Annotated in this window: 16 protein-coding genes; 6 read left to right on the top strand and 10 right to left on the bottom strand. The window is 73.0% G+C overall.

Annotated elements, in window-relative coordinates:
• Positions 1-28 precede the first annotated feature (28 nt).
• Both Aut01nite_RS31065 and Aut01nite_RS31060 read left to right on the top strand, forming a co-directional pair.
• Complete coding sequence (locus Aut01nite_RS31065) at positions 29-1,633, top strand: bifunctional NAD(P)/FAD-dependent oxidoreductase/class I SAM-dependent methyltransferase (RefSeq protein WP_043525224.1); 1,605 nt, start codon at positions 29-31, stop codon at positions 1,631-1,633.
• Positions 1,634-1,764: 131 nt separating this feature from the next.
• Positions 1,765-7,023 carry a DUF3320 domain-containing protein gene (locus Aut01nite_RS31060; protein WP_043525227.1) on the top strand — a complete coding sequence of 1,753 codons (5,259 nt, stop codon included), beginning with the start codon at positions 1,765-1,767 and terminating at the stop codon, positions 7,021-7,023.
• Positions 7,024-7,029: 6 nt separating this feature from the next.
• Here Aut01nite_RS31060 and Aut01nite_RS31055 read toward each other — a convergent pair whose 3' ends face one another.
• From Aut01nite_RS31055 to Aut01nite_RS31035, 5 genes are all read right to left on the bottom strand, one after another.
• Positions 7,030-7,521: a DUF6879 family protein gene (locus Aut01nite_RS31055; protein ID WP_043525228.1), complete on the bottom strand. Its 492-nt coding sequence runs from the start codon at positions 7,519-7,521 to the stop codon at positions 7,030-7,032.
• A 76-nt stretch (positions 7,522-7,597) separates the two neighbouring features.
• Entirely contained in the window at positions 7,598-8,407 is an 810-nt protein-coding gene (locus tag Aut01nite_RS31050) for an SDR family oxidoreductase (RefSeq protein WP_052163746.1), read from the bottom strand.
• 9 nt (positions 8,408-8,416) lie between these two features.
• Positions 8,417-9,952: an AMP-binding protein gene (locus Aut01nite_RS31045; protein WP_043525230.1), complete on the bottom strand. Its 1,536-nt coding sequence runs from the start codon at positions 9,950-9,952 to the stop codon at positions 8,417-8,419.
• Entirely contained in the window at positions 9,952-11,163 is a 1,212-nt protein-coding gene (locus Aut01nite_RS31040; protein WP_043525232.1) for an acyl-CoA dehydrogenase family protein, read from the bottom strand. The genes Aut01nite_RS31045 and Aut01nite_RS31040 overlap by 1 nt, the downstream gene beginning before the upstream one ends.
• 101 nt (positions 11,164-11,264) lie before the next feature.
• Positions 11,265-12,293: a hypothetical protein gene (locus Aut01nite_RS31035; protein ID WP_204037741.1), complete on the bottom strand. Its 1,029-nt coding sequence runs from the start codon at positions 12,291-12,293 to the stop codon at positions 11,265-11,267.
• A gap of 1,349 nt (positions 12,294-13,642) precedes the next feature.
• On the opposite strand from Aut01nite_RS31035, the gene Aut01nite_RS31030 reads away from it, so the two are divergent.
• Entirely contained in the window at positions 13,643-14,932 is a 1,290-nt protein-coding gene (locus tag Aut01nite_RS31030) for an HNH endonuclease signature motif containing protein (RefSeq protein WP_052163747.1), read from the top strand.
• Positions 14,933-16,070: 1,138 nt separating this feature from the next.
• On the opposite strand, the gene Aut01nite_RS31025 is transcribed toward Aut01nite_RS31030, so the two are convergent.
• The gene (locus Aut01nite_RS31025) at positions 16,071-17,243 is read right to left on the bottom strand and encodes a MaoC/PaaZ C-terminal domain-containing protein (RefSeq protein WP_043525235.1); all 1,173 of its coding nucleotides are present in this window, start codon (positions 17,241-17,243) and stop codon (positions 16,071-16,073) included.
• A 1-nt stretch (position 17,244) separates the two neighbouring features.
• Positions 17,245-18,585, bottom strand: coding sequence for a 3-oxoacyl-ACP reductase (locus Aut01nite_RS31020; RefSeq protein WP_043525236.1), 1,341 nt, complete (start codon positions 18,583-18,585; stop codon positions 17,245-17,247).
• Between the two features lie 68 nt (positions 18,586-18,653).
• On the opposite strand from Aut01nite_RS31020, the gene Aut01nite_RS31015 reads away from it, so the two are divergent.
• Positions 18,654-19,931, top strand: coding sequence for an acetyl-CoA C-acetyltransferase (locus Aut01nite_RS31015; protein ID WP_083999004.1), 1,278 nt, complete (start codon positions 18,654-18,656; stop codon positions 19,929-19,931).
• A 249-nt stretch (positions 19,932-20,180) separates the two neighbouring features.
• On the opposite strand, the gene Aut01nite_RS31010 is transcribed toward Aut01nite_RS31015, so the two are convergent.
• The 3 genes from Aut01nite_RS31010 to dhaM all read right to left on the bottom strand — a co-directional run bounded on the left by Aut01nite_RS31010 (position 20,181) and on the right by dhaM (position 22,306).
• A complete protein-coding gene (locus tag Aut01nite_RS31010) occupies positions 20,181-21,533 on the bottom strand; it encodes a glycoside hydrolase family 10 protein (RefSeq protein WP_043525240.1) in 1,353 nt (450 codons plus the stop codon).
• Between the two features lie 142 nt (positions 21,534-21,675).
• Positions 21,676-21,936 carry an HPr family phosphocarrier protein gene (locus tag Aut01nite_RS31005; RefSeq protein ID WP_052163748.1) on the bottom strand — a complete coding sequence of 87 codons (261 nt, stop codon included), beginning with the start codon at positions 21,934-21,936 and terminating at the stop codon, positions 21,676-21,678.
• Entirely contained in the window at positions 21,920-22,306 is a 387-nt protein-coding gene (dhaM, locus tag Aut01nite_RS31000; RefSeq protein WP_043525242.1) for a dihydroxyacetone kinase phosphoryl donor subunit DhaM, read from the bottom strand. The genes Aut01nite_RS31005 and dhaM overlap by 17 nt, the downstream gene beginning before the upstream one ends.
• Before the next feature lie 82 nt (positions 22,307-22,388).
• Here dhaM and dhaK point away from each other — a divergent pair, with 82 nt between their 5' ends.
• Positions 22,389-23,387: a dihydroxyacetone kinase subunit DhaK gene (gene dhaK / locus Aut01nite_RS30995; RefSeq protein WP_043525243.1), complete on the top strand. Its 999-nt coding sequence runs from the start codon at positions 22,389-22,391 to the stop codon at positions 23,385-23,387.
• A gap of 1 nt (position 23,388) precedes the next feature.
• The gene (gene dhaL, locus Aut01nite_RS30990) at positions 23,389-24,015 is read left to right on the top strand and encodes a dihydroxyacetone kinase subunit DhaL (protein ID WP_043525244.1); all 627 of its coding nucleotides are present in this window, start codon (positions 23,389-23,391) and stop codon (positions 24,013-24,015) included.
• Positions 24,016-24,138 lie beyond the last annotated feature (123 nt).

Here is a 24,138-nt window from a genome sequence, read left to right as displayed (position 1 = left end):
ACGGTGGGTGCGGAACGGCGGACGAGAGATGAGGAGTGGGCCCGTGGACGAGCAGGTGTATGACGTCGTGGTCGTCGGTGGCGGCACGGCCGGGTTGAGCGGGGCGCTGACGCTGGGCCGGTCCCGGCGGTCGGTGCTGGTGGTGGACAGTGGCGAGCCGCGGAACGCGCCTGCCGCGCACATGCACAACGTGCTGGGGCGGGACGGCACGCCGCCGGCGGATCTGCTGGCCGCCGGGTGGGCGGAGCTGAGCGGGTACGGGGTGGAGCGGGTCAGGGCCCGGGCCGAGTCGGCGGTCCGGGAGGACGCCGGGTTCCGGGTCGTGCTGGACGGTGACCGGGTGGTCCGGGGCCGGCGTCTGCTGCTGGCGACGGGCCTCGTCGACGAGCTGCCGGAGATCCCGGGGCTGGCCGCGCGGTGGGGCCGGGATGTGGCCCACTGCCCGTACTGCCACGGCTGGGAACTGCGGGACCAGCGGATCGGGGTGATCGCGTCCGGGCCGATGAGCATCCACCAGGCGCACATGTGGCGGCAGCTCAGCTCGCACGTGCTGCTCCTGCTCAACGGCGGTCCGGGGCCGGGCGCCGAGCAGGCCGAGGAACTGGCGGCCCGCGGCATCCCGGTGGTGGCGGCCCCGATCGAGGGTCTGGAGATCACCGGCGGCGACGGCGCGGACGGGCGGTTGACCGGGGTACGGCTCGACGGCGGGGACGTGGTGGCCCTGGACGCGGTGGTCGTCGGGCCGAGGTTCACCGCGCGGTCGGCGGTGGCCGAGTCGCTGGGGCTGGCGGCGAGCCCGTTCGAGATGAACGGGTTCGTGATGGGCAGCCGGATTCCGGCGAACGAGACCGGGGCGACCGCGGTGCCGGGCGTATGGGCGGCCGGGAACGTGACGAATCTCGGCGCGACGGTGGTCGTCGCGATGGCCGGTGGGCAGGCCGCGGCGGCGGCGATCAACATGGATCTGATCGCGGAGGAGACCCGGGAGGCGGTCGCCGGGTACCGGGACCGGATCGCCACGATGTTCTCCGAGGACGCCTGGGAGGAGCGGTACCGGGGCCGGGACGCCGTCTGGAGCGGGCAGCCGAATCCGGTGCTGGTCGCCGAGGTGAGCGCGATGACGGCGGGCCGGGCGCTGGATGTCGGCTGCGGTGAGGGCGCCGACGCGGTGTGGCTGGCGGACCGGGGCTGGCAGGTGACGGCGGTGGACATCTCGACGGTCGCGCTCGGCCGGGCGGCGGGCCATGCGGCCGCGGCGGGTGTGGCGGAGCGGATCGCCTTCCGGCACGCGGATCTGCGCCAGGACCCGCCGGGCGAGGGGTACGACCTGGTCAGCGCCCAGTTCATGCACCTGCCCCCGGACGCCCGCCGGGAGTTGTACACCCGTCTGGCCGCGGCGGTCGGCCCCGGCGGCACCCTGCTGGTCGTCGGTCACCACCCGTCCGACCTGGCCACGTCGGTGGGCCGGATGCACTTCCCGGACATGCTGTTCACGGCGGAGGAGATCGCGGCTCTGCTGCCGGACGGCTGGAAGGTCGTCACGGCCGAGTCCCGGCCCCGCACGGTGACGGATCCGGAGGGCCGGGTCATCACCATCCACGACGCGGTGCTGGTCGCCGAGCGGCACCGCTGACGGAGACCGTCGTATCCAAATCACCGGAAACCGGGAAGAGAGGGCGATATGTCCGAACTTTGTGGTGATGGTTTTAGGGTCAACCGGGCAAATCGGCTACGTGGGTGCGGTCGCCTTGCTGGAATGGGCACATGCGGCCGGATGATGCTGAAGGACACACCGGGCCGGGCGACGACGCCCGGGCGGCGCTCGCGGCCTGGCGCGAGGGGATCGTCGGAACCGGCGGCGCCAACCGCCTCATCAACCTGCCGCGAGGCGGTTCCGACCTGGTCGAGATCGTCAGTCCCGATCCGGCCGGCGTCGTGGAGGCGCTGCGGCACGGCCGGGACTGCGCCCTGTCCGGAACGAGCGACAAGAACGCGCGCAGAGGCGGCAAGAGCCTGCGGGCCGACCTGCCGGACGGGGTGCTGCAACCGCTGCTGCGGCGGCTGCGGCGGCACGCGCAGCAGGAGCAGGCCGACCGCGGCGTGGACGTGCTGTACGTCGCGATCGGTCTGCTGCACTGGCAGGACACCGACGGCGGGTACGCCAGCCCGCTCCTGCTGATCCCCGCCGAACTCGTCACGCTCGGCCCCGGTGACCTGCCCCGGCTGCGGGCCGGCACCGGCGATCCGCTGGTCAACCCGGCGCTGGCGGCCCGGCTCCGGGGTCTCGGCGTCATCCTGCCGGAGGTCGGCGACCTGGCCGGCCTCGACGTGGCCGATCTGACCGCGCGGATCGGGCAGGCGGTCGAGGGCCGGACCGGATGGCGTACGTCCGCAACCGCGGTCCTGGCCCGGTTCGATCCGGCGGCCGAGGCGATCCGCCGGGACCTGATCGAGAACGAGGACCGGGTCCTGGCACATCCGGTCGTCCGGGCCCTCGCCGAGAGCGACAGCGCCCCGGGAGCGTTCACGTTCGAACCGGTCGCCCGTGACGAGATCGACGTGCTCGCGCCGCCGGACGAGGTGCCGCTGGTGCTGGACGCCGACGCCGCCCAGCGGGCCTGCGTCGCGGCCGCCCTGGAGGGGCACAGTTTCGTCGTCGACGGGCCGCCCGGCACCGGCAAGTCCCAGACCATCGCGAACATGATCGGGGCGCTGGCCCACGCCGGCAAGCGGGTGCTGTTCGTCTCCGAGAAGGCGACCGCCCTGGACACCGTCGCGCAGCGGCTCGCGGCGGCCGGCCTCGGGAACTACCTGCTGGACCTGCACGGGCCGCGGGCGTCGCGCAAGCAGGTCGCGGGCACCCTCGCCGCGGCCCTGGAGGCGATGGCGCTTCCGGCGCCGGGCATGGACGAGCCGGCCCGGGAGCTGCTGCGCGAGCGGCGGGAACAGCTGAACGCGTACGCCCGAGCCCTGACCGAACCGCGGGAACCGCTCGGCCGCACCCTGCACGAGATCATCGGCCGGTTCGCCCGGCTCGCGGACGTGCCGGAGGCGCCCGCGCCCGCCCTGCACGCCGCCGCGCTGACCGACGAGGCCCTGGACCGGATCCGCGACGCCGCCGCCCGCCTCACCCACGCCTGGCGGCCCGCCCTGGAACGCGGCGGTTTCCGCTGGCGGGAGGTCGCCGAGACGGAACCGCTCGCCGAGGCCCTCGCCGCCGCGCAGTCCGCCCTGGAGTCGCTGGCCGCGGCCGCCGCGATCAACGCGCCCATCGCTGCCGCCTTCCACCTGCGGCTGCCCACCGACGCCGCCCAGCTCTCCGAGATCTCCGAGCATGCCGCGCAGCGGCCGCCGGGCGTCGCCGACCAGTGGCTCACCGCGACCAGCCTGCGCCCGATCCGGCTGGCCGCCGAGGAACTGGCCCAGCGCCTCGAGGTGAGCCGCCGGGCCGCCGACGCGGTCCGCCACCGGGCCGGCGTCGCCGGGGAGGTCCTCGCCGCCCCGCTCGACATCGACACCCTGCCCGAGCCGCCGCGCCTCGACCCGCCCGCCGTGCGTCTCGAACCGCTCACCGCGGCCGAGGCCAAGGCGCTCTCCGGGCGGTTCGCCGCGGACGCCGACGAGCTCGAGCACCAGCAGCGCAACCTGGACCGGGCGACCAGCCGGCTCGGCCTGCCCGACGTGATCACGTTCTCCGACGTGGAACTGGTCCACCTGATCGCCGAACTCGGCGCCCGGCCGGACAAGCCGGAGCCGGCCTGGTTCGCGCCCGGCTCCCAGTCGGCCGTGCACGCCGCCGCCGGGGCGTTGCGCCTGCACGTCGACGCCGCCAACGCCGCCCGCACCGCCGCCGGCGCGATCTTCACCGACGCGGTGCTCCGCGAACCGGTCGAGGAACTGGCCGAACGTTTCGCGACCGTGCACCGCGGGGCCCGCAAACTGCTCGCCCCGCACCGGCGTGACAAGGAGACGGTGGCCGCGCTGATCCAGCCGGACGTCGCCGTCGACGAGGCGATCGCCGAACTGCCGCTCGCCGTCGGCTGGCGGCGTGCCCACGAGGGCCTGGTCGCCGCCGAACGGCAGCACGCCGGGCTGCTCGGCCGCTACTGGAAGCGGCTGGACACCGACTTCCCGGCGATCGGGCGGGCCCTGCAGACCGCCGCCGAGGTGCTGCGGGTGACGCCGCCGGAGGCGCTCTCGCAGGTCGTCGAGTACGTCTGCGGCCCCCAGCGCAGCAACGCCGACGAACTGCACCGGGCCGTCACCGAGGCCCGGGACGTGTTCCGGCACTGGCGGTCCACGCTGCGGCCGGAACCCGAGGCCGCCGGCCGACCGGAACTCGGCCACGGGCCGGTGCAGCACGCCGTCGCCTGGATGCGCGCCCAGGTCGCGCCGCTGCGCGACACCGCGGCGGTGCTGCGGCAGCTCGGCGACGCGGTCGGGCGTGACCTCAACGTGGCCGAGGCCGCCGGGGTGATCGAGGTCCGGCAGGGAATGCTCGACGCCGAGCACGCGTTCGCCGCGGCCACCCACTCCTACGAGACCACCCTCGGCCCGGTGTTCCAGGGCAAGCAGACCGACCTGCGGGCCATCGAGGACGCCATCGAGTGGACGGCGCACACCCGTACCCTGCGCACCGGCACCGACGCCGCCCTCAACCACGAGCAGGCGGCGGCGATGACCGCCGGCCGCCCGGCCCCCGACCTGACGCCGGCCATCGAGGCCTGGCAGGACGCCCGGCAACGGATCCTGGACGCGTTCGGCCCGGCCCGGCAGGTCCGCCTCGGCACCGCCCTGGACCGCTACGAGACCGCCCGTGACCTGCTGCGCGACCTGCTCGACGACGAGTCCGGGCAGCGCGAGTGGTTCGACTACCTGGCCGCCCGCGGAGTCCTCGCCGAATACGGGCTGGACACCGTCGTCGACTACTGCGCCGACCACAGCGTCGACGTGGAACGGCTCGGCGACGTCCTGGAACGGACCGCCTACCGGGCCTGGATCGACCGGATCCTCGCCGAGGACGAGCGGCTGCACCCCCTGGCCGCGGCCGAACGCGACGAGCTGGCCGCCGAGTTCCGCCGTCTCGACGCCGAACTGCTGCCCGACGCGGCCGGCCGGGTGATCGAGGCGCTCAACGCCCGCCGCCCGGTGGTCACCGACGGCGGCGGCCCGGCCCAGATCCGCGCCGAGGGCGGGAAACCCGACGGGCACCTCCCGGTACGCGACCAGCTCGCCGCCGCCTGGGACACCGTCGCCGCCCTCAAACCGTGCATGCTCATGCCCCCGGCCGCGGTCAGCCGCCTGCTGCCGGACCAGGCCGTCTTCGACGTCGTGGTGATCGACGAGGCGTCCCGGATGGCCCCGGCCGCCGCGGCCGCCTGCGCCTACCGCGGCACGTCCCTGGTGATCGTCGGCGACGACGCGCAGCTGCCACCGGCCGGCGATCAGCCGTCGGTGCTGGTGGTCGCGAACGACTGCGGCGCGTTCACCCGGCTGGCGCTGACCAACCACTACCGCAGCCGCCACGAGAGCCTGATCGCCTTCGCCAACCAGGCCTTCTACCAGAACCGGCTGGTCACCTTCCCGACCGCGCACCCGGCCGGCCCGGACCTCGGCGTCGAGCTGTACGCGGCGGCGCCGGACGCCGAGGCCCGGCAGGTCGCCGAACGGGTCCTGCACCACCTCACCACCCGGCCGTCGCTGTCGCTCGGGGTGGTCACGCTGACCGCCGCCCACGCCGACGAGATCGCCGACGCGGTCGAGGTCACCCTGGCCGGCCGCCCGGACCTGGAGGGATTCCTCGGCGACTTCGTGGTCGAGGGCGCCGACGCGGCGCAGGGCGACGAACGCGACGTGATCATCCTGTCCACCGGCGCCGACCTGGGCGCGGCCGGCGGCCCGACCGGCGCCCGGCGGCTCGACGTGGCGATCACCCGGGCCCGGCAGCGGGTCGAGGTGGTCTCCGCGATCAGCGCCGCGGACCGGGAGGAGCCGGGCGGGGAGGGCGAGCGGCGGCTGGCCGCCTACCTGGACTTCGCCGAGCACGGGGTGCTGCCCGGCGACGCCCGGGAACCGTCCCCGATCGAGCAGTCGGTGCTGGCGGCCCTGGACTCCTGGGGCATCCCGGCCGAGCCGGTGCGGTTCGGGATCGGGGTGCGCAACGCGGGCGCGTACGTCCTCGGGGTCCTCTTCGACGGCCCCGGCGAGGACAACGCCCGGGACCGCGACCGCCTCCAGGACCAGGTCCTCGCCGGTCTCGGCTGGCACCTGCACCGGATGTGGAGCGTCGCCTGGCACACCGACCGGTCCGCGCAGGAGGCCCGGCTCCGGGTCGCCGTCGAGAACGCCCTGGCCACCCCGGACGTGTTCGCCGAGATCCCGGACGAGACGCTCACCGTACGCCCGGCGCAGCTGCCCGAGTGGGCGCTGCCCTACGAGCGTGCCGTGGTCGCGCCGCTGCCCGCCGCCGCGCGCTTCGACGACGAGGTGGCCCGGCGGCTGCTGATCCGCACGGTCGAGCAGATCGCCGAGGTGGAGGGCCCGGTCCACGTCGGGGTGCTGACCCGGCGGATCCGCGAGGCGTGGGGCCTGAGCCGCCTCACCCAGCAGGTGAAGGCCGCGATCGAGACGGCGATCCGGTCGTCCCGCGCCGGGTTCGACGGCACGTTCGTGACCGCCGCCGACGCGCCGATCCCGGCGGTCCGGGTGCCCGGCGACGGGGTGACCCGCAAACCCGACCAGGTCGCCGACGCCGAACTCCAGCTGGCCCTGGAATACCTGGTGCTGGACGCCGGCCTGGTCGAGGGGGAGGACCTGCTGGCGGCGGCCGGCCGGCTGTTCGGCTGGAGCGGCAGCCGGACCGGCGCGGCCCGGCTCGCCGCGATGCTCGACGACCTGGTGGAGGCCGACCGGCTGATCGCGCACCGCAACGGCCTGATCGCGGCGCCGGAGAACGACCTGCTCGATCTGCCCGACCCGGCCACGCTGCCGCGCCGTGCCACGTACGACCCGGTCCGGCTCTGATGCCGGTCACGCCTTGACGTAGTCGTCGTGCGGGACCCCGGCCGCCCACAGGGTGGTCCGGGCCCGCACGCAGTGCCGGACGATCCCCGGATCCTCGGTGACCGCGCCGCCGGCGAACACCCCGGCCGGCGTGAACAGGACGAACACCACCCGCCGGTCGTCGAACAGCCAGAAGTCGTCGCGCCGGAAGTCGTCGGCGGCGCCACCCGGCTCCGCCGCCGGCCGGGGCAGCCAGCGGATCTCCTCACCGGCCTCGACGTTCGCCCCGGCGGTGCTCAGCAGCCACCGGGTGTGGTCCGGGTGCGGCACCGGGATCACCCGCAGCCGCCGGACGCTGCGGCCGGAGTCGGTGAGGTCGCGGACCAGCTCCAGCCACGGCCGCTGGAACGGCGCCGCCTCCTCCGGGCTGTGGTGGACGTCCCGGATCTCCAGGTGGAACGCGGTCCGCTCGAAGGACCGGAACAGCCCGTCGAACGCGTCACCCCGCAGCAACCGCATAGACCACCCGACCACTGCGGATGCGGCCGGTCCACCCGGGGCGCCAGGATGGTGCAGGGGGCAGGAAAACTCCCGGTCAGCCGTTGCGCCACTCGCCGGTACGCAGGTGCGAGCCCGCCTGCGGCCCCATCAGCAGCATCCCGCCGTCGACCACCCAGGAGGCGCCGGTGACGTACGCCGCCGCCGGCGAGGCGAGCAGCGCCACCACCGCGGCCACCTCGTTGGCGTCGCCGGGCCGGCCGACCGGAACGCCGGGGCGGTCCACGGTGAACGGGTCCACGTCCTCGTTGCCGGTCATCGGGGTCGCGATCTCGCCCGGCGCGACCGCGTTCACGGTGATCCCGGCCGCCGCCACCTCCTGCGCCATCACCTTGGTGAGCAGCCCCAGGCCACCCTTGGCCGCGCAGTAGGCGCCCGAGCCGACCCGCGGCGCGTGCTCGTGCACGCTGGTGATGTTGATGATCCGGCCACCGCGGCGGGCGGCGATCATGCGGCGGGCGGCGCGCTGCGAACACAGGAACGGGCCGTCCAGGTCGACGGCGAGGACCTGCCGCCACTCATCCCAGCCGGTGTCGACGACCGGGGTGGCGATCCCGGTCCCGGCGCAGTTGACCAGCACGCCGAGGCCGCCGAGCTCGTCGGCGAGGTCGTCGATCACGGTCGCCGCCTCCGGCAGGCGGGACAGGTCGAGCTGCCGGACGGCGCAGCGGCGGCCGGCGGCCCGTACCTTCTCCGCGGTCTGTTCGGCCCCGTCCCGGTCGGACCGGAAGGTGACGCCCACGTCGAACCCGGCGCCGGCCAGCGCGACCGCGATGGCCTCCCCGATCCCGGAGTCCGAGCCGGTGACGATCGCGACCCGGTCGTAGCTGTCGAAACGTTCAGGCATGACCGGCGGTTACCCCGCCGCGGGCCTCGGTAACTCGCGGGCCAGGATCTTGCCGGTCGCGTTGCGGGGCAGCTCCTCCAGGAAGACCACATCGCGGGGTACGGAGAACCGCGCCCGGTGCCGGCGCACATGCTCGCGGACGGCCTCCGGATCGAGCCGCTCGCCGGGGCGCAGCACCAGGTAGGCGGCCAGCCGCTGACCCCAGTCGTCGTCCGGGACGCCGATCACCGCGACCTCGCGAACCTGAGGGAGGGCGGCGAGCAGGTCCTCGACCTCGGCGGGGAAGACGTTCTCCCCACCGGAGACGATCATGTCGTCCGCTCTGCCGTCGACGTACAGCCGCCCTCGGTCGTCGAGGTGCCCGAGGTCGCCGAGCTCCACCGTCCGGTGGCTCGCCTGCTCCTGCCCGGTGTAGCCCTCGAAGAGCATCTCGTTGCCGACCACGATCCGGCCGGTCGTGCCCGGCGGCACCGGCTGATCGTCGTCGCCCAGGACCGTCAGGTGGGTGCCGTGCGGCGGGCGGCCCGCGGTCGTCGGGGCCTCGCGCAGGTCGGCGGGGGTGGCGATGGAGACCCACGAGGCCTCGGTCGAGCCGTACAGGTTGTAGAGCACGTCGCCGTATCGGTCCATGAACCTGGTGGCCAGGCCACCCGGCAACGCCGAGCCGCTCACCGCGGCGATCCGCAGGGCCGGCGGCTTCGCTCGCGGTCGCAGCTCCATCAACTGCTGGACCATCACCGGTACGGCGATCAGCGCGCCGATCCGCTTCTCCACCAGCGTCTCGTGCACCGCCGCCGGATCGAAGCGCCGCCGCAGCACGATCGTGGCCCGCAGCGCGAGCGCGATCTGCAACCCGGCGAAACCCCAGGTGTGGAACAGCGGCGCGGCGATCAGGATCCGCTCACCCGCCCGCAACGGGATCCGGTCGATCATCGAGCAGAGCGGGCGGAAGCCGCCCGGCGTGGGGCGGCGGGCGCCCTTCGGCATGCCGGTGGTTCCGGAGGTCAGCACGACGGTACGACCCGGGCGAACCGGCGGCTCCGATCGTGCTCGCCGCGCCGACGCGATCAGCTCCTCCACCCGCCGCTCGTCGAGCGTGCCGGGAACCCTGGCCAGCCGGCCGGTGAACTCGTCGTCGTGGATCAGCGCGGTCAGATCCTGCTCCTCGGCCACCGTCTCCAGCTGGTGCGCCGACAACCCGGTGTTGATCAGGACCGGGTCGGCGCCCTTCGACGTCACACCGATCAGGGCCTCGATCATCCGGGCCGAGTTACGGCACAGCAGCCCGACCCGGTCACCGGCGTTCACGGGCAGTGCCGTCGCCAGCCGTTCGGCGCGGGCGAGGAGCCGGGCGTACGTCACCTCCCGATCGTCGTCGATCACCGCGACCCGCTCCGGGCTGCGCGCCGCCGCCTGCCGCAGCTCGCCGGCCAGCCCGAACCCCCACCGGCCCAGCGCACCGAACTGCCGCGCCACCCGCCACGGCGCCCCGGGCGTGAGCAGCCCCCGCCTCGCCATCGTCACCGCGACGAAGAACGCGTCCATCAGCGGATCTGCACGCCGGAGATGGCACGGGCGATGACCAGGCGCTGGATCTCCGACGTACCCTCGAAGATCGTGTAGATCTTGGCGTCCCGGAACATCCGCTCCACCGGGTGCTCCCGCAGATAGCCGGCCCCGCCGAGGATCTGCACCGCCTTCTCGGTGACCGTGACCGCCACCTCACCGGCCTTCAGCTTCGACATCGAACCCTCGCCGGCCGTGAACGCCTTGTCGTTACGGCCCATCCACGCCGCCCGCCACACCAGCAGCCGCGCCGCGTCGAGCTCCATCCGCATGTCGGCGAGCGCGAACGCGACCGCCTGGTTCTCGATGATCGGCCGGCCGAACTGGACCCGGGTCTTCGCGTACTCCAGCGCGTACTCGTACGCCGCCCGGGCGATGCCGATCGCCTGCGCGCCCACCGCGGGCCGGGACAGCTCGAACGTCCGCATCGCCGCCTGCCCCGACCGGCGCTGCCCCTCCCGGGCCCGGGCCAGCCGCTTGTCCAGAGCCTCCTTGCCGCCCAGCAGACAGCTTCCCGGCACCCGCACGTCGTCGAGGAACACGTCAGCGGTGTGCGAGGCCCGCAACCCCAGCTTCTTCAGCTTCCTCGTGCCGGCCAGGCCCTTCGTCCCCGGCGGCACGACGAACGCCGCCTGCCCCCGCGAACCCAGCTCCGGCTCCACGCTCGCCGTCACCACGTGCACGTTCGCGATACCGCCGTTGGTCGCGTACGCCTTCTGACCGCTGATCACCCACTCGTCGGTCGCCTCGTGATAGACCGCCCGGGTCCGCATCGCCGCCACATCCGACCCGGCCTCCGGCTCGGTGCTGCAGAACGCCGCCACCTTCGGATCGTCGGCGTCGCCGAAACACTGCGGCACCCACTCGACCAGCTGATCCGGCGTCCCCGACCCGAAGATCGCCGCCACCGCGAGCGACGTGCCGGACAGCGCCATGCCGATCCCGCCGTCACCCCAGAACATCTCCTCGTTGGCGATCGGCAGACTCAGCCCCGACTGGTCCGACCAGGTGTTGGCGAGGAACTCGAACCCGTACAGCCCGATCTTCGCCGCCTCCTGCAGAACCGGCCAGGGAGTCTCCTCCCGCTCATCCCACTCCGCCGCCGCCGGCCGGATCACCGACTCGGCGAACCCGTGCACCCAGTCCCGCAGCTCACGCTGTTCATCATTGAGATCGAGCCAGAACTCCACGTCGGACAGCCTCTCCGCCAGCAGGTTAACTCGCCGGTAACCTTACGAGCGGGTAATCACTCTGACAACCGTCATCGATCGATCCGCCGGCCGGCCCGGCGTCAGGAGCACCGGCAGGCGCCGATGACGGAGATCGCGACACCACACGACGGACAGGTCTCCGCGGTCTGCCGCCGGGGCTGCGGACTCCGCCGTTCGGCGGCGTTCCTCCGCGCCGGCTCGGCGAATCCGGACCGTGGTGGTTCTGGTCGCCGGCGCGGAGCGGGCTTCGTGGGCGCGGCCTTCGCGGGCGTGGGCTTTGCGGGCGTGGGCTTCGTGGGCGCGGCCTTCGCGGGCGTGGGCTTCGTGGGCGCTAGCTTTGCGGGCGCGGGCTTCCTGGGCGCGGCGACCCGGGCGCCCGATCTCGGGGTGGAGGTCTGGGGGCGGTTCCCGGCCAGCGCCCCCTCGACCTGCCGCACGGTCACCGTCCGCCATCCCAGGGTCGCCAGATGGCCGGTCAGAGTCGGCGCCTTCATCCAGGGGAGGACGGCTTGCGCCACCCGTACCGCGAGCGCGAGATTCGGCGCGTCCGGTGGCGCGGTGGTGCCGGGGAGGCCGGTCAGGACGCGCTCCACGGCAGCCGGTTCGATGGCCGGCCAGCCGCACTTCCTCAGGTACTTGCACATGTTCGCCGCCCGCAGGCCCGGCGTGACGACCCGGAGCACCTGTACGGCGAGGAGGAGGTCGGTGCTCCTGCCCGCCCCGCCCCGGTCAGCCCCGCCTCTGCTAGTCCTCCCGCCCCGGTCAGCCCCGTCTCGGTCAGCCCGGCCGGCTCCAGCCCGGCCCGGCGCTCCGGGCACCGCCTTCTGGGCGGGTGCCGCGGATTTCCGGGTCGGCGCCGTCGTCTTCTGGGCCGGCACCGCTCCCTGCCGTGGTGTGGCTGCCGGTTTGCCGTGGCCGGCCGAGGTCCGGCCGCTGGCCGTACGACGGGTGACCGGTGGACGCCCCTCCCCGCCGCCACCGGACCGGTGCGTGACCAGGTCCCAGTAGTCCCCGCCGAGTTCGGCCGGGTCGTCGTTCTCATGATCGAACCGGAACGCGTCGCGCCCACGCGCAGCATCCGAATAGAAGTCGTCGATCGATCTCGCCATGCCGAACCCCGTTCCCCGCACCGCGTGTGCCGGGATGCTATGGCGGCGCGGAGGCAGCGGACCGCACGAAGATCGGCGTGGCGCGCGTTCCACGGACGTTCGATCCGAACAGGCGAGAGCACCCGAGCCGTACGGTGAATTCCCGCCGGCCCGCACGCTTCCCGGCCGCGCCGGTGCATGAGATGAACCGCGGGCCGCGAAGGACCGGTGGTCTGGCTCCCCGCGCGTCTCCCTGTGCCGCGCTTCTGATCGGCCCTCGTGCCGACCTGCCGATCGACCCGACCTGCCGATCGACCCGACCTGCCGATCGACCCGACCTGCCGATCGACCCGACCCGTGCAGAGTTCCGCTCGAGCCCGTCAGTGCCGGCAAGTGCCTCGTCATGCGGCCTTGAGGGGTGAGCCAGGTGGCGGATCTTCGAGGAGGACGAGGAACTCGGCCGAGCGTTTCCGGTCTCGGACCCGTTAGTGGATGCGGCCGGTGGCCAGGTCGAGGCTGGCGATCATGTGCCGAACGCCGTGATCGCCGTGGCAGGTGGCCCGCCGCCGAACCAGCTCACCTACCGGTTCCAGGCCTTGCCGTACCGCGGTTGCAGGTTCAGCGGCCCGAGTTCATCGACACAGATCACCCGGACGACGGTGGACGATGGCCGTAAAAGTCCGGGATCCTGCGCGTCTCGGCGGTGAGCTGCGGCTTGTCGCGGCCCTTCCGAGTCTCGGTCTACTGCCGCCGCACGCCGCGTTCATGCAGGATCCGCCGTACGGTCTCGACCCTGATCGCGGCCACCCGGCCGGTGGCGAGCGATGGTCCCGCAGCTCGGCCAGTGACCAGCAGGAGAACGGCAGGCCGAGGAATCGGGGGTCACACCGGGCGATCACGCAGGTCCAGTCACGGACATGCTCACTGATCTTGTTCGGTCTGCCGCGCCCCATTTCGGGTCCAGCGCGTCGAACCCCACGCTCGTTGAACGTGCGAATCATTCCGCCCGTAGTGGCCGGGGCCTTGAGCAAGGGTGCAACGTCCGCGGCCCGCTGGCCTGCGCCGACATCGGCACCACGATCGCCCGGCGTGATTTCGACCGGGTCCTTCCTGGCGCCAGTGATGCGCTGCAGCCGCTGGCCTTCCGGCATCGACAGCGCTCGCCCGAGAATTTCCGGGCGTCGGTCCACCAGCATTACCTCCCACAAGCAGCGGAGGCTCGAACGTGCAGAACCGACGGATTGCACGGCCGACGTTCAAGGCGAGGCAATAGCTCGTGGGCAGCCATGTGGCGAGTCGGTTTGTCCGTTTGTGAGCAGCGGGCTGATTGGCGTGGATCGTCACCGCGGGGCGGAATTCTTGTCGTACGCATGTTCGAGAATGGGTTCATGCAGGAGACGATGCGGCAGCTCACCGACCTCGCGGCTCAGTGCGCCACGTGGCGTGTGAGCCCGTTGCCGCAGGCCGATCTGCTCGACTTCCTCGACGGTGTGCATCAGGCCCAGCAGATGTTGCAGGCCGCGCTGCTGCACGCCGTCGACGAGGTTCGAGCCCGGGGCATCCCGGCCGCCGAACACGCCCCGTCACCGAGACTCTGGTTCCGCGACCGGCTCCGGATCAGCCCCCGCGCCGCCACCCGGCTCCTCAACCAGGCCACCACCGTCGACCGGCACGACGACGTGAATGCGGCACTGGCTGCGGGGAAGGTCAACGTCGAGCAACTCACCGCGATCACCAACGCCCTGGCCGAGTTGCCGAAAGACATCGGCCCGACCATCCGCACCGACGCGGCGGCGGCCCTGGCCGGATGGGCGCCGCACCTGGACCCCGGTGGTCTGCGCGCCATGGGCCGCCGCATCCTCGACCACGTCGCCCCTGAGGTCGCCGAAGCGATCGAGGAACGCCGTCTGCGGGACAGCGAACGCGATGCCCACCAGCAGCGGTACCTGACACTGACGGCGGTCGGTGACGGCCGCGTCCGGGTCAGCGGCATCCTCGACAGTGAGGCCGCCGCGATCGTCGCCGCCGCCCTCGACCCGCTGTGCAAACCCGACACGGTCGCCGCCGAAATGGCCGCAACCGGCGAGGCCCGCACGCCGGGGCAGCGCCGAGCCGATGCGCTGGTCGAGGTGTGCCGGCTGGTGCTGACCGGTGGACCACTGCCGGACAACGGGGGTGACCGGCCGCAGATCGCCGTCACCGTCGCCTTCGACCCGCTCCGTGCGGCACTCGGCGCCGGCGTGCTGGATTCCGGGGAGCCGGTGTCCGCCGAGACCGTGCGACGGCTGGGCTGTGACGCCCGGATCCTGCCGGTCGTCCTCAACGGCGCGGGCCAGATCCTCGACGCCGGCCGCACCCGCCGCACCGCCACCGGTTCCCTGCGCCGCGCCCTGACGGTCCGGGACAGGGGCTGCGCGTTCCCGGGCTGCGACCGGCCGCCGCGCTGGTGCGACGCCCACCATGTGATCAGTTGGGCCGACGACGGCCCGACGGATCTGGGCAACCTGGTTCTGCTGTGCGGTCACCACCACCGCCTGATCCATGCGGGCGCCGGCTGGGAGATCCACATCGCCGCCGACGGCCTGCCCGAGTTCCTCCCACCGTCCTGGCTCGACGCGAACCGGCTCCCCCGACGCAACCAATATCACCGTCGAACGTGACACCCGATCACCGTCGAACGTGACACCCGCAGTGCGCGTGCCGCCCCGTCGAACGTGCTGTCCCGGCATACGTGCCGCCTGGAGGGACGTGACGCCGCCTTTGAACGAGCTGGCACCCGGACTGGGGGATTCGCCATCATGATCGGGAGCGTCTACAAACGAAGCGGCCGGACCGGTCGAGCAACCCCAGATCAGGTTGCTGCCCATCCGCGGCGATGCGCCAGGACACGTCGGAGCGTTCGGGGGCTCGTGCGGGTGATCAGCCGTGATCCGCGATGAGACGCGCCAGCCGCAATCGCCGCCCGTGGGGTCGACGCGGCGTTGGCGTGGGACATGAAGGCCTCCGGTGCTGATCTGTGGTTTCTCGACAACTCCACTGCCTCGCTGGAGGCCTCCATCGTTCACCGATCCAGGCCATGATCTTCAGATCGAGTGGCCGCGCTTTCTCGATCGACGTCCGTAGGCATCACATCTAGCGAGGGCCGCAGACCATCAGCACCCCAGCCGACCTCGCCTACCTGTTCATCGACCCGCGTTTGCGAAGACGCAAGCGCCCGTGCCCCTCGCCTTGCCTGGGCTGCGGCCTGCCGGGTGTCCCGCCAGGTTCCGTGCGCTGCCGCCCGGCATTGCGGTGGGGCCGATGAGGCCGCCGGGCGGGAGGCCGGTCACGATCGGCCGCGTCTCGGCCGGTGCCGCAGGAGGGGATCGCTGGGTTCTGCAACTTTCGCGGCCATGGCCAATGCCGTCCGCTATCAGGCGATACAGGTGACACGGTGCCGGTCGCCCTGTGGATGTGGCAACCGGGCCTACACGACGCGCGGCTTCCGATCACCGTGGAGAAGGCGGCCCCTCCGGCTGCCGTGTCTACTCGCTCAGCACCCTGGCCGAGCAGGGGCTTCCGGGAAACTCGATGTCTGCGGTGGATCCAAGAGCACTGCCTCGTCGACGACAGCGATATACCCCTCAGGCGGTGGCGATGGAGTTGGCTAGGTGGGGTCGGGTTGGGGGCGACGATGGGGCTCGGGGTAGCTGGGCTGGAGTTGGCTAGGTGGGGTGGGGTTGTAGGCGGCGATGGGGTCTGGGGTAGCCGAGATGGAGTCGGCCAGGTGAGACGGGCCGTCGGCGGCGATCGGAACCCTCAGATGGCCACGATGGAGCCGGTCAGGTGAGGGTGGGCGGAGTGGACGCTGAAGTCCCAGCCGGAGGGGGTGCGGGTGGCGTGGAACTCGGCTCGGCACGGGAGCAGCAGGGGCTTCTTGAAGGTGACATCGATAGTGCTGGTGTCGGGGAGGCGGCCCTCCAGAGCGGCCAGGGCGCGAGCCTTGGTCCACATGCCGTGCGCGATCGGGCGGGGATAACCGAACAGGCGGGCGCCGAGCCGGGACGTGTGGATGGGGTTGCGGTCGCCGGAGACGGCGGCGTAGTCGGTGCCCACACGGGCGGGAACCCGCCACACGCTGCCGGTGGCCGGGGACGCGACCATCTCGTGGCCGCCGGTGGTCCGGGAGCCGTCTGCGCCTGGCGACGGATGCGCCGGCAGGGTGCCGGGGGACGACGGAGCGGCAGACGAGGCGGCGCCGGGTCCGTAACCAGGAGACGGAGCGGCACCGCGCCGAGCGGCCCCGGGCGGAGTGACGCCGGACGGAGTGGCACCGGGCGGAATGACGCCGGACGGAGTAGCGCCGGACGGAGTGGCACCGGGCGGAGTGACGCCGGACGGGATGACACCGGCCGGGGTGCCGCCGGGCGGGTTGGTGCCGGGCTCGGAAGCGGCAGCCGAGGTGATGCCGGGCGGGGAAGCGGCAGACGGGATGTCGCCCGGCGACTCCGGTGCGGGGCCGGGGCCGAGGCGCAGGTAGGTGGCGGTGCTGCGCCAGGCCTCGGCGCCGTCGAACGAGACGGTGGTGAGGACGTCGAACTGGCGGCCGCGGGGGTGGTCGCGCAGGTTCAGGGCGCGGATGGAGATGTCCAGGGTGGCGCCGGACGGGATCGGGTGGCGGACGGTGATCCGGTTGGCGATGTGGACCAGGCCGATCAGCGGCAGCGGGAAGTCCGGGGCGGTCAGCAGGCGCATGGTCAGCGGGAACGCCAGGACCTGCGGATAGGTGGCGGGCAGGGTGTCGGTGAGGCGGAAACCGCAGACCCGGTCGTACGCCGCCAGATGCCCCCGATCCACCGTGACGCCCCGGTGCAGCACCTCGACGTCCGGGAGTGGCCCGCCGCGGCGCAGGCCGGGGAGCAGGCCGAGGGCGGCCCGGGCGTACGCCGCCGTGGTGCCGGGCCCGGAGCTCAGCTCGACCACCGCGACCATGTCAGGCTCCCAGCAGGCTCTGACCGCAGACGCGGACCACGTTGCCCGTGATCGTCGCCGAGCCGGGTGAGGCGAACCAGGCGATCGTCTCGGCCACGTCGATCGGCAGTCCGCCCTGGGACATGCTGTTCAGTCGCCGGCCGGCCTCGCGCAGTCCGAGCGGCATCTTGGCGGTCATCGCCGTCTCGATGAAGCCGGGCGCGACCGCGTTGATCGTGATGCCGCGGTCGAGGAGCAGCGGGGCGTACGAGTGGACCAGGCCGATCACCCCGGCCTTGCTGGTGGCGTAGTTGGTCTGGCCGCGGTTCCCGGCGATGCCGGCGATCGACGCGACCCCGATGATCCGTCCGCCGGACGGGATCAGCCCGCGGTCCAGGAGCACCTCGTTGACCCGTTCCGGGGCGGTCAGGTTGACGCCGAGCACCGCGTCCCACCGGTCCGCCGACATCCGGGCGATCGTCTTGTCGCGGGTGATCCCGGCGTTGTGCACGACGATGTCGACGCCGGCGTGCGGTCCGGCGGCCAGGTACCCGGCCAGGCGTGACGCAGAGTCCTCGGCGGTGAGGTCGAGTTGCAGGGCCCGGCCGCGGGTCGAGTTCGCCACGTCGGCGAGGGCGTCGCCGGCGGCCGGCACGTCCAGGGCGATCACCTCGGCGCCGTCGCGGGCCAGCACCCGGGCGATGGCCGCGCCGATGCCCCGGGCCGCGCCGGTGACCAGGGCGAGTTTGCCGTCGAGCGGGCGCTCCCAGTCGGTGGGGGTGTCCGCGTGGCCGGCGCCGACCCGGATGACCTGGCCGGACACGTAGGCGGAGCGGCCGCTGAGCAGGAACCGCAACGTCGACTCCACAGCGGTCTCCCCGCCGGGCGCGACGTAGACCAGCTGCGCGGTCGTCCCGTGCCCGAACTCCTTGCCGATGCTGCGGGTCAGCCCTTCCAGGCTCCGCTGCGCGGTCGCCTCGGCCGGCGACGCGGTGCTCTCGGGAGGCGTGCCGAGCACGATGACCCGGCCCGAGGTCTCCAGCGAGCGGGCGTACGGGTGGAAGAAGTCGTAGAGGGCCCGCAGCTGACCGGAGTCGGCGATGCCGGTGGCGTCGAAGAGGAGGGCGCTCACCCGTACACCCTCGGGGGTCTGGGAAGTGACCGGGACGCCCGCTGCCTCCAGCGACTTGCCGACCGGCTCGGAGAGCCGCCCGCCGGGCGCCGCGCCGACCAGCACCGGGCCGCTGACCAGCGGATCGCCGGGCCGGTGCCGCCGCAGGCGGGGCGGATCAGGCAGCCCGAGGCGCTTGACCACGGTCCGGCCGAGACCGGAGTTGGCGAAGTTCGCGTACCTGTCAGCCATGGGAGTAGCCTACCGATGAGTAACCGAGCCGGGCGTAACAGAGCAGTGCGTCGATGTGGAGGATAGCCGTGGGGACCGTGCGCCGTGTGGCCGTGCTGGGCGGGAACCGGATTCCGTTCGCCAGGTCCAACAGCCGCTACGCCGAGGCGTCGAACCAGGACATGCTGACCGCCGCGCTGGACGGGCTGATCGCCCGGTTCGGACTGGCCGGGGAGCGGCTCGGCGAGGTGGTGGCGGGCGCCGTGCTCAAACACTCGCGTGACTTCAATCTGACCCGCGAGGTGGTGCTCGGGTCGCGGCTCGACCCGCGGACCCCGGCGTACGACATCCAGCAGGCCTGCGGCACCGGCCTGGAAGCGGCGATCCTCGTCGCCGACAAGATCGCGCTCGGCCGGATCGACGTCGGCGTGGCCGGTGGCGTGGACACCACATCGGACGCTCCGCTGCAGGTCAATGAGGATATGCGCCGGGCGCTGCTGGAGCTGAACCGGGCCCGGACCCTCGGGGCACGTCTCAAGGCCGTGGCGAGACTGCGCCCGCAGCACGCGATCAAGCCGGAGCTGCCGCGCAACGCCGAGCCGCGTACCGGCCTGTCGATGGGTGAGCACGCGGCGATCACCGCCCGGAAATGGAACATCGGGCGGGCGGCGCAGGACGAGCTGGCGCTGACCTCGCATCAGCGGCTCGCGGCGGCGTACGACCGCGGCTTCTTCGATGATCTTCTGACGCCCTATCTGGGGCTGACCCGCGACCAGAACCTGCGTCCCGATTCCAGTCTGGAGAAGCTCGCCACGCTGAAGCCGGTGTACGGCACGGAGGGCGCGACCATGACGGCGGGCAACTCGACGCCGCTGACCGACGGCGCCTCGACCGTGCTGCTGGCCTCCGAGGAGTGGGCGGCCGCCCGGTCGCTGCCGGTGCTGGCCTACCTCGCGGACGCGGAGAACGCGGCGGTCGACTACGTGCACGGTGACGAGGGGCTGCTGATGGCGCCCGCGTACGCGGTGCCCCGGATGCTCGCCCGCAACGGGCTGACCCTGCAGGACTTCGACTACTACGAGATCCACGAGGCGTTCGCGTCGCAGGTGCTCGCGACGCTGGCGGCGTGGGAGTCGCCGGAGTTCTGCAAGGAGAAGCTGGGGCTGGACGCGCCGCTCGGCTCCATCGACCGCGCCAAGCTCAACGTCAACGGCTCCTCCCTGGCGGCCGGGCACCCGTTCGCCGCGACCGGCGGCCGCATCGTCGCGTCCCTCGCCAAGCAGCTCGCGGAGAAGGGTTCCGGCCGCGGGCTGATCTCCATCTGCGCCGCCGGCGGCCAGGGCGTCGTCGCGATCCTGGAGCGCTAGAGCGAAGCGCTGGACCAGAGCGCTGGAGCAGGTCGGGGAAGCGGGCCGGCACCGGCCGGATCCCGCCGTGGGTCCGCACCGCGGTCGCGCCTGGGTGCGGGCGTGGCGCTGACCGGTGCGCTCGTCATCGCCGGAATGCGGCGGGCCGGCCGTCCGGTGCCGTCAGGAAGCCGGTGACCGCCATGTCCGCCGCCCGGTTCCGGTCGCGGTGAAGCGACCGGAACCGGACGGCGGGCGGCTGCCGGTGGGTCAGCGCGCGGTGCAGGTGGCGGTGGTGGACGGGGCCGGGCCGGTGCCCTGGAAGCCGAAGGAGGTGCCGGCGCCGGCGGCCAGGGAGCCGTTGTAGCCGGCGTTGGCGAAGGACACCGCGCCGGTGGAGCCGCTGGCGGTGGCGCTCCAGGTGTTGGTGACGGTGGCGCCGGTGGGCAGGGTGGCGCCGGCGGTCCAGCCGGAGACGGCGGTGGAGCCGGCCCGCACCGTGACGGTGGCGACGAAACCGCCGGTCCAGGACTGGACGGCGACGGTGGCGGTGCAGGTCTTCGTGCCGGTGGACGGGCTGGTGTCCGGGGACGCCGACACCGAGGCGGACGGTGAGGTGGCGGAGCCGCCGAGGGCGGTGAGGACGGCGGTGTACGCCTGCTTCGGGTTGCCGTTGCCGTCGAAGAGCAACGGGGTGCCACTGGCGCGCCACGAGTCGGTGTCGCGGATGCCCCACACGGTGATGCCGGTGCAGCGGGTGACGGCGAGGCAGGCGCGGGTGACGGCGGCGAACGAGTCGGCCTGGGCGCTGCCGGAGCCCTCGATGTCGAGTTCGGTGATCTGCACGTCGACGCCGAGGTCGGCGAAGCGCTGCAGGTTGGCCTGGTAGTCGGCGGTCAGCGGGGACTGCGGGTTGAAGTGGGACTGGAAGCCGACGCAGTCGATCGGGACGCCGCGGGCCTTGAAGTCCACCACCATGTTGTAGACGGCGGTGCTCTTCGCGTTGATGCCGTCGGTGTTGTAGTCGTTGTAGCAGAGTTTGGCGGCCGGGTCGGCGGCCCGCGCGGCGCGGAACGCGACCTCGATCCAGTCGTTGCCGGTGCGCTGCAGGTTGGAGTCACGCCGGGCGCCGCTGGAACCGTCGGCGAACGCCTCGTTCACCACGTCCCACGAGTCGATCTTGCCCTGGTAGTGGGTGGCGACCCGGGTGACGTGGTTGACCATGGCGTTGCGCAGGGCGGTGCCGCTCAGGTTCTGCGCCCAGGCCGGCTGCTGCGAGTGCCAGGCGAGGGCGTGCCCGCGGACCTTCTGCCCGTTGGCGACGGCCCGGTTCACGATGGTGTCGGCCGCGGTGAAGGTGAAGGTGCCCTGGGTGGGTTCGGTGGCGTCCCACTTCATCTCGTTCTCCGGGGTCACCGAGGTGAACTCCCGGTTCAGGATGCCGGAGTAGACGGAGTCGGACAGTTTGTAGGCGGCGACCGCGGTGCCGAAGTAGCGGTTCTTCGCGGCGGCGGCCGTACCGAGGGTGGTTGCCGCGTTCGCGCTGGGGGACAGCACGGCGAATGCGCCGGCGGCGAGGGCGCCGCTGGTCACGACCGTGAGGATCGCGAGGGATCGTCGCATGGGGAACTCCAGTCGGGGATTCTGGAAGTACCGACGGGGTATCGATACATCTCGAAAAGCTACCGACACCTTCCGGAAACCTCAACAGTCGTTCCCGGTACTACGCAGGCAGGAGATCCCGAAAGTTTCGGAAACCCGGCGATCATCGAGCGGCGCGGAGCACCTCGGCGACGGCGGAGGCGGCTTCGGCCGCGTCGTCGCCGGTGGCGTGCACGGTCACCGTGGCGCCGGCGGCGGCGCCCAGGGACATCAGGCGCAGGGCGCTGCGGGCACTCGCGGAGCGGCCCTCCACCCGTACCTCGACGGTGGCGGTGAAAGCCGCGGCGGCCCGCACCACCTCGCCCGCCGGACGGGCGTGCAACGCCGCCGGAAGAACCACCCGGACCTCAGAGTTTGGGGACATCGCGGGCCTCCCGCGCGGCGTCGGCGACCTCGGCCAGACCGGCGCCGGTCGAGGCGATGACCGCGGCGGCCACCGCGCCCTCCACGAACGGTGCGTCGGCCAGCACCGGCCCGGGCGGAAGGTCGTCCAGGACGGCGCGGGTGGTCAGGACGGCGCTGCCCAGGTCGGCGAGGATCAGCACCCCGGCGCCGGCGTCGGCCCGGGTGATCGCGGCCCCGATCCGGTCGGCGCTGGTGCCGAGCGTGCCGTCGTCGGCGCCGCCCGCCGGCTCCACCCGCACGTCATCGCCGGCGACCTGGGACAACAGGTCCCGCAGGCCGGTGGCCAGTTCCGCGCTGTGTGACACCAGGACGATCCCCACGTACGCCATGTCTGCAGATCGTAGTCACGCCAAAGCCTTTGCTGAATCGCCGCGCGCGACCATGCTGGTGGGACGACGGAAGGAGCCGGTTGTGAAGAAGTTCATCAATGATCCCGCCGACGTGGTGACCGAGGCGCTGGCCGGGCTCGCCGCCGCACATCCCGACCTGCGGGTGGACACCGCCGAGCAGTACGTGGCCCGTGCGGACGCGCCACGTCCCGGCAAGGTCGCGCTGGTGTCCGGCGGCGGTTCCGGGCACGAGCCGCTGCACGGCGGGTTCGTCGGCGCCGGGATGCTGGACGCCGCCTGCCCGGGCGAGGTGTTCACCTCCCCGGTGCCGGACCAGATCCTGGCCGCGACCAAGGCGGTCGACGGCGGCGCCGGGGTGGTCCACGTGGTGAAGAACTACACCGGTGACGTGATGAACTTCCAGCTCGCCGCGGAGCTCGCCGCCGACGAGGGGATCGCCGTGGAGACGGTGCTGGTCGACGACGACGTGGCGGTGGAGAACTCGACGTGGACGGCGGGCCGCCGGGGCACCGGCGCCACCCTGCTGGTGGAGAAGATCGCCGGGGCGCTCGCCGAGGAGGGCGGCAAGCTGGGTGAGGTGGCGGCGATCGGGCGCGAGGTCAACGCGGCTTCCGCCTCCTTCGCGTACGCGTTGACGGCCGGCACCACCCCCGCCGCCGGACGACCCGGCTTCGAGCTGCCGGACGACGAGATCGAGGCCGGTGTCGGCATCCACGGCGAGCCGGGCCGCCGCCGGGAGCGCCTGCGCCCGGCCCGGGAACTGGTCCGTTCCGCGCTGGACGTGATCCTCGAGGCCCAGCCGCTGGACCGCGGGGAACGGGTGATCGTGCTGGTCAACGGCCTGGGCGGTACCCCGCTGATCGAGCTCTACCTGATCTACGGCGAGGTCGCGACGGTGCTGGCCGAGCGCGGTGTCGAGATCAGCCGCCGGCTGGTCGGCAACTATGTGACGAGTCTCGACATGGCCGGCATGTCGATCACCGTGACCCGGGTGACGGACGAGATGATCCGGCTCTGGGACGCCCCGGTGCGCACGCCCGGTCTGCGGTGGGGCGCCTGACGTGGACGTCGCACTCGCCACCGCCTGGCTGCGCGCGGCCGCCGGGTCGGTCACCGCCGAGGCGGACCTGCTGACCCGGCTGGACGCGGCGATCGGCGACGGCGATCACGGGGTCAACATGCGGCGCGGGTTCACCGCGGTGGTGACGGTCCTGGACGGCACCGAGTTCACCGCGGTCGGCGACGTGTTCGTCCGGGCCGGCGCGACCCTGATCTCGAAGGTCGGCGGCGCCTCCGGCCCGCTGTACGGCAGCGCCTTCCGGGCGTTCGGCAAGGCCCTGCCGCCCGGTGCGCGGGCCGACCTCCCCGGGCTGGCCGGCGCCCTGCACGCGGGTCTGGAGGCGGTCCGCAAGCTGGGCGGGGCGCAGCCCGGTGACAAGACCATGGTGGACGCGTACCAGCCGGCGCTGACCGCCTTCGAGGAGGCGGTGGCCGGTGGCGCGGCGCTGCCCGAGGCGGCGGCCGGTGCGGCCCGGGCGGCCGGTGACGGGGCGCGGGCCACCACCTCGCTGACGGCGCGCAAGGGCCGAGCCTCCTACCTGGGCGAACGCAGCGCCGGCCATCAGGATCCGGGGGCCACCTCGACCTGGCTGATCTTCCAGGCGCTCGCCGACGTCACCGCTCCCTGATCACTTCCGTCACTCTGGCCGAGAGGGCCCACTTCCGTGGCCCGGCCTTGCAGACTGAGGGCGAACGGCTCCTCAAGTGCGTTCCGTCCGTGCCGATTAAGCGGGCAATAGCGAGCCGGATGG

Source organism: Actinoplanes utahensis (assembly GCF_016862455.1).
In the GTDB taxonomy this organism is placed as follows: Bacteria; Actinomycetota; Actinomycetes; order Mycobacteriales; family Micromonosporaceae; genus Actinoplanes; species Actinoplanes utahensis.
This window is presented reverse-complemented; position numbering and strand designations above follow the sequence as displayed.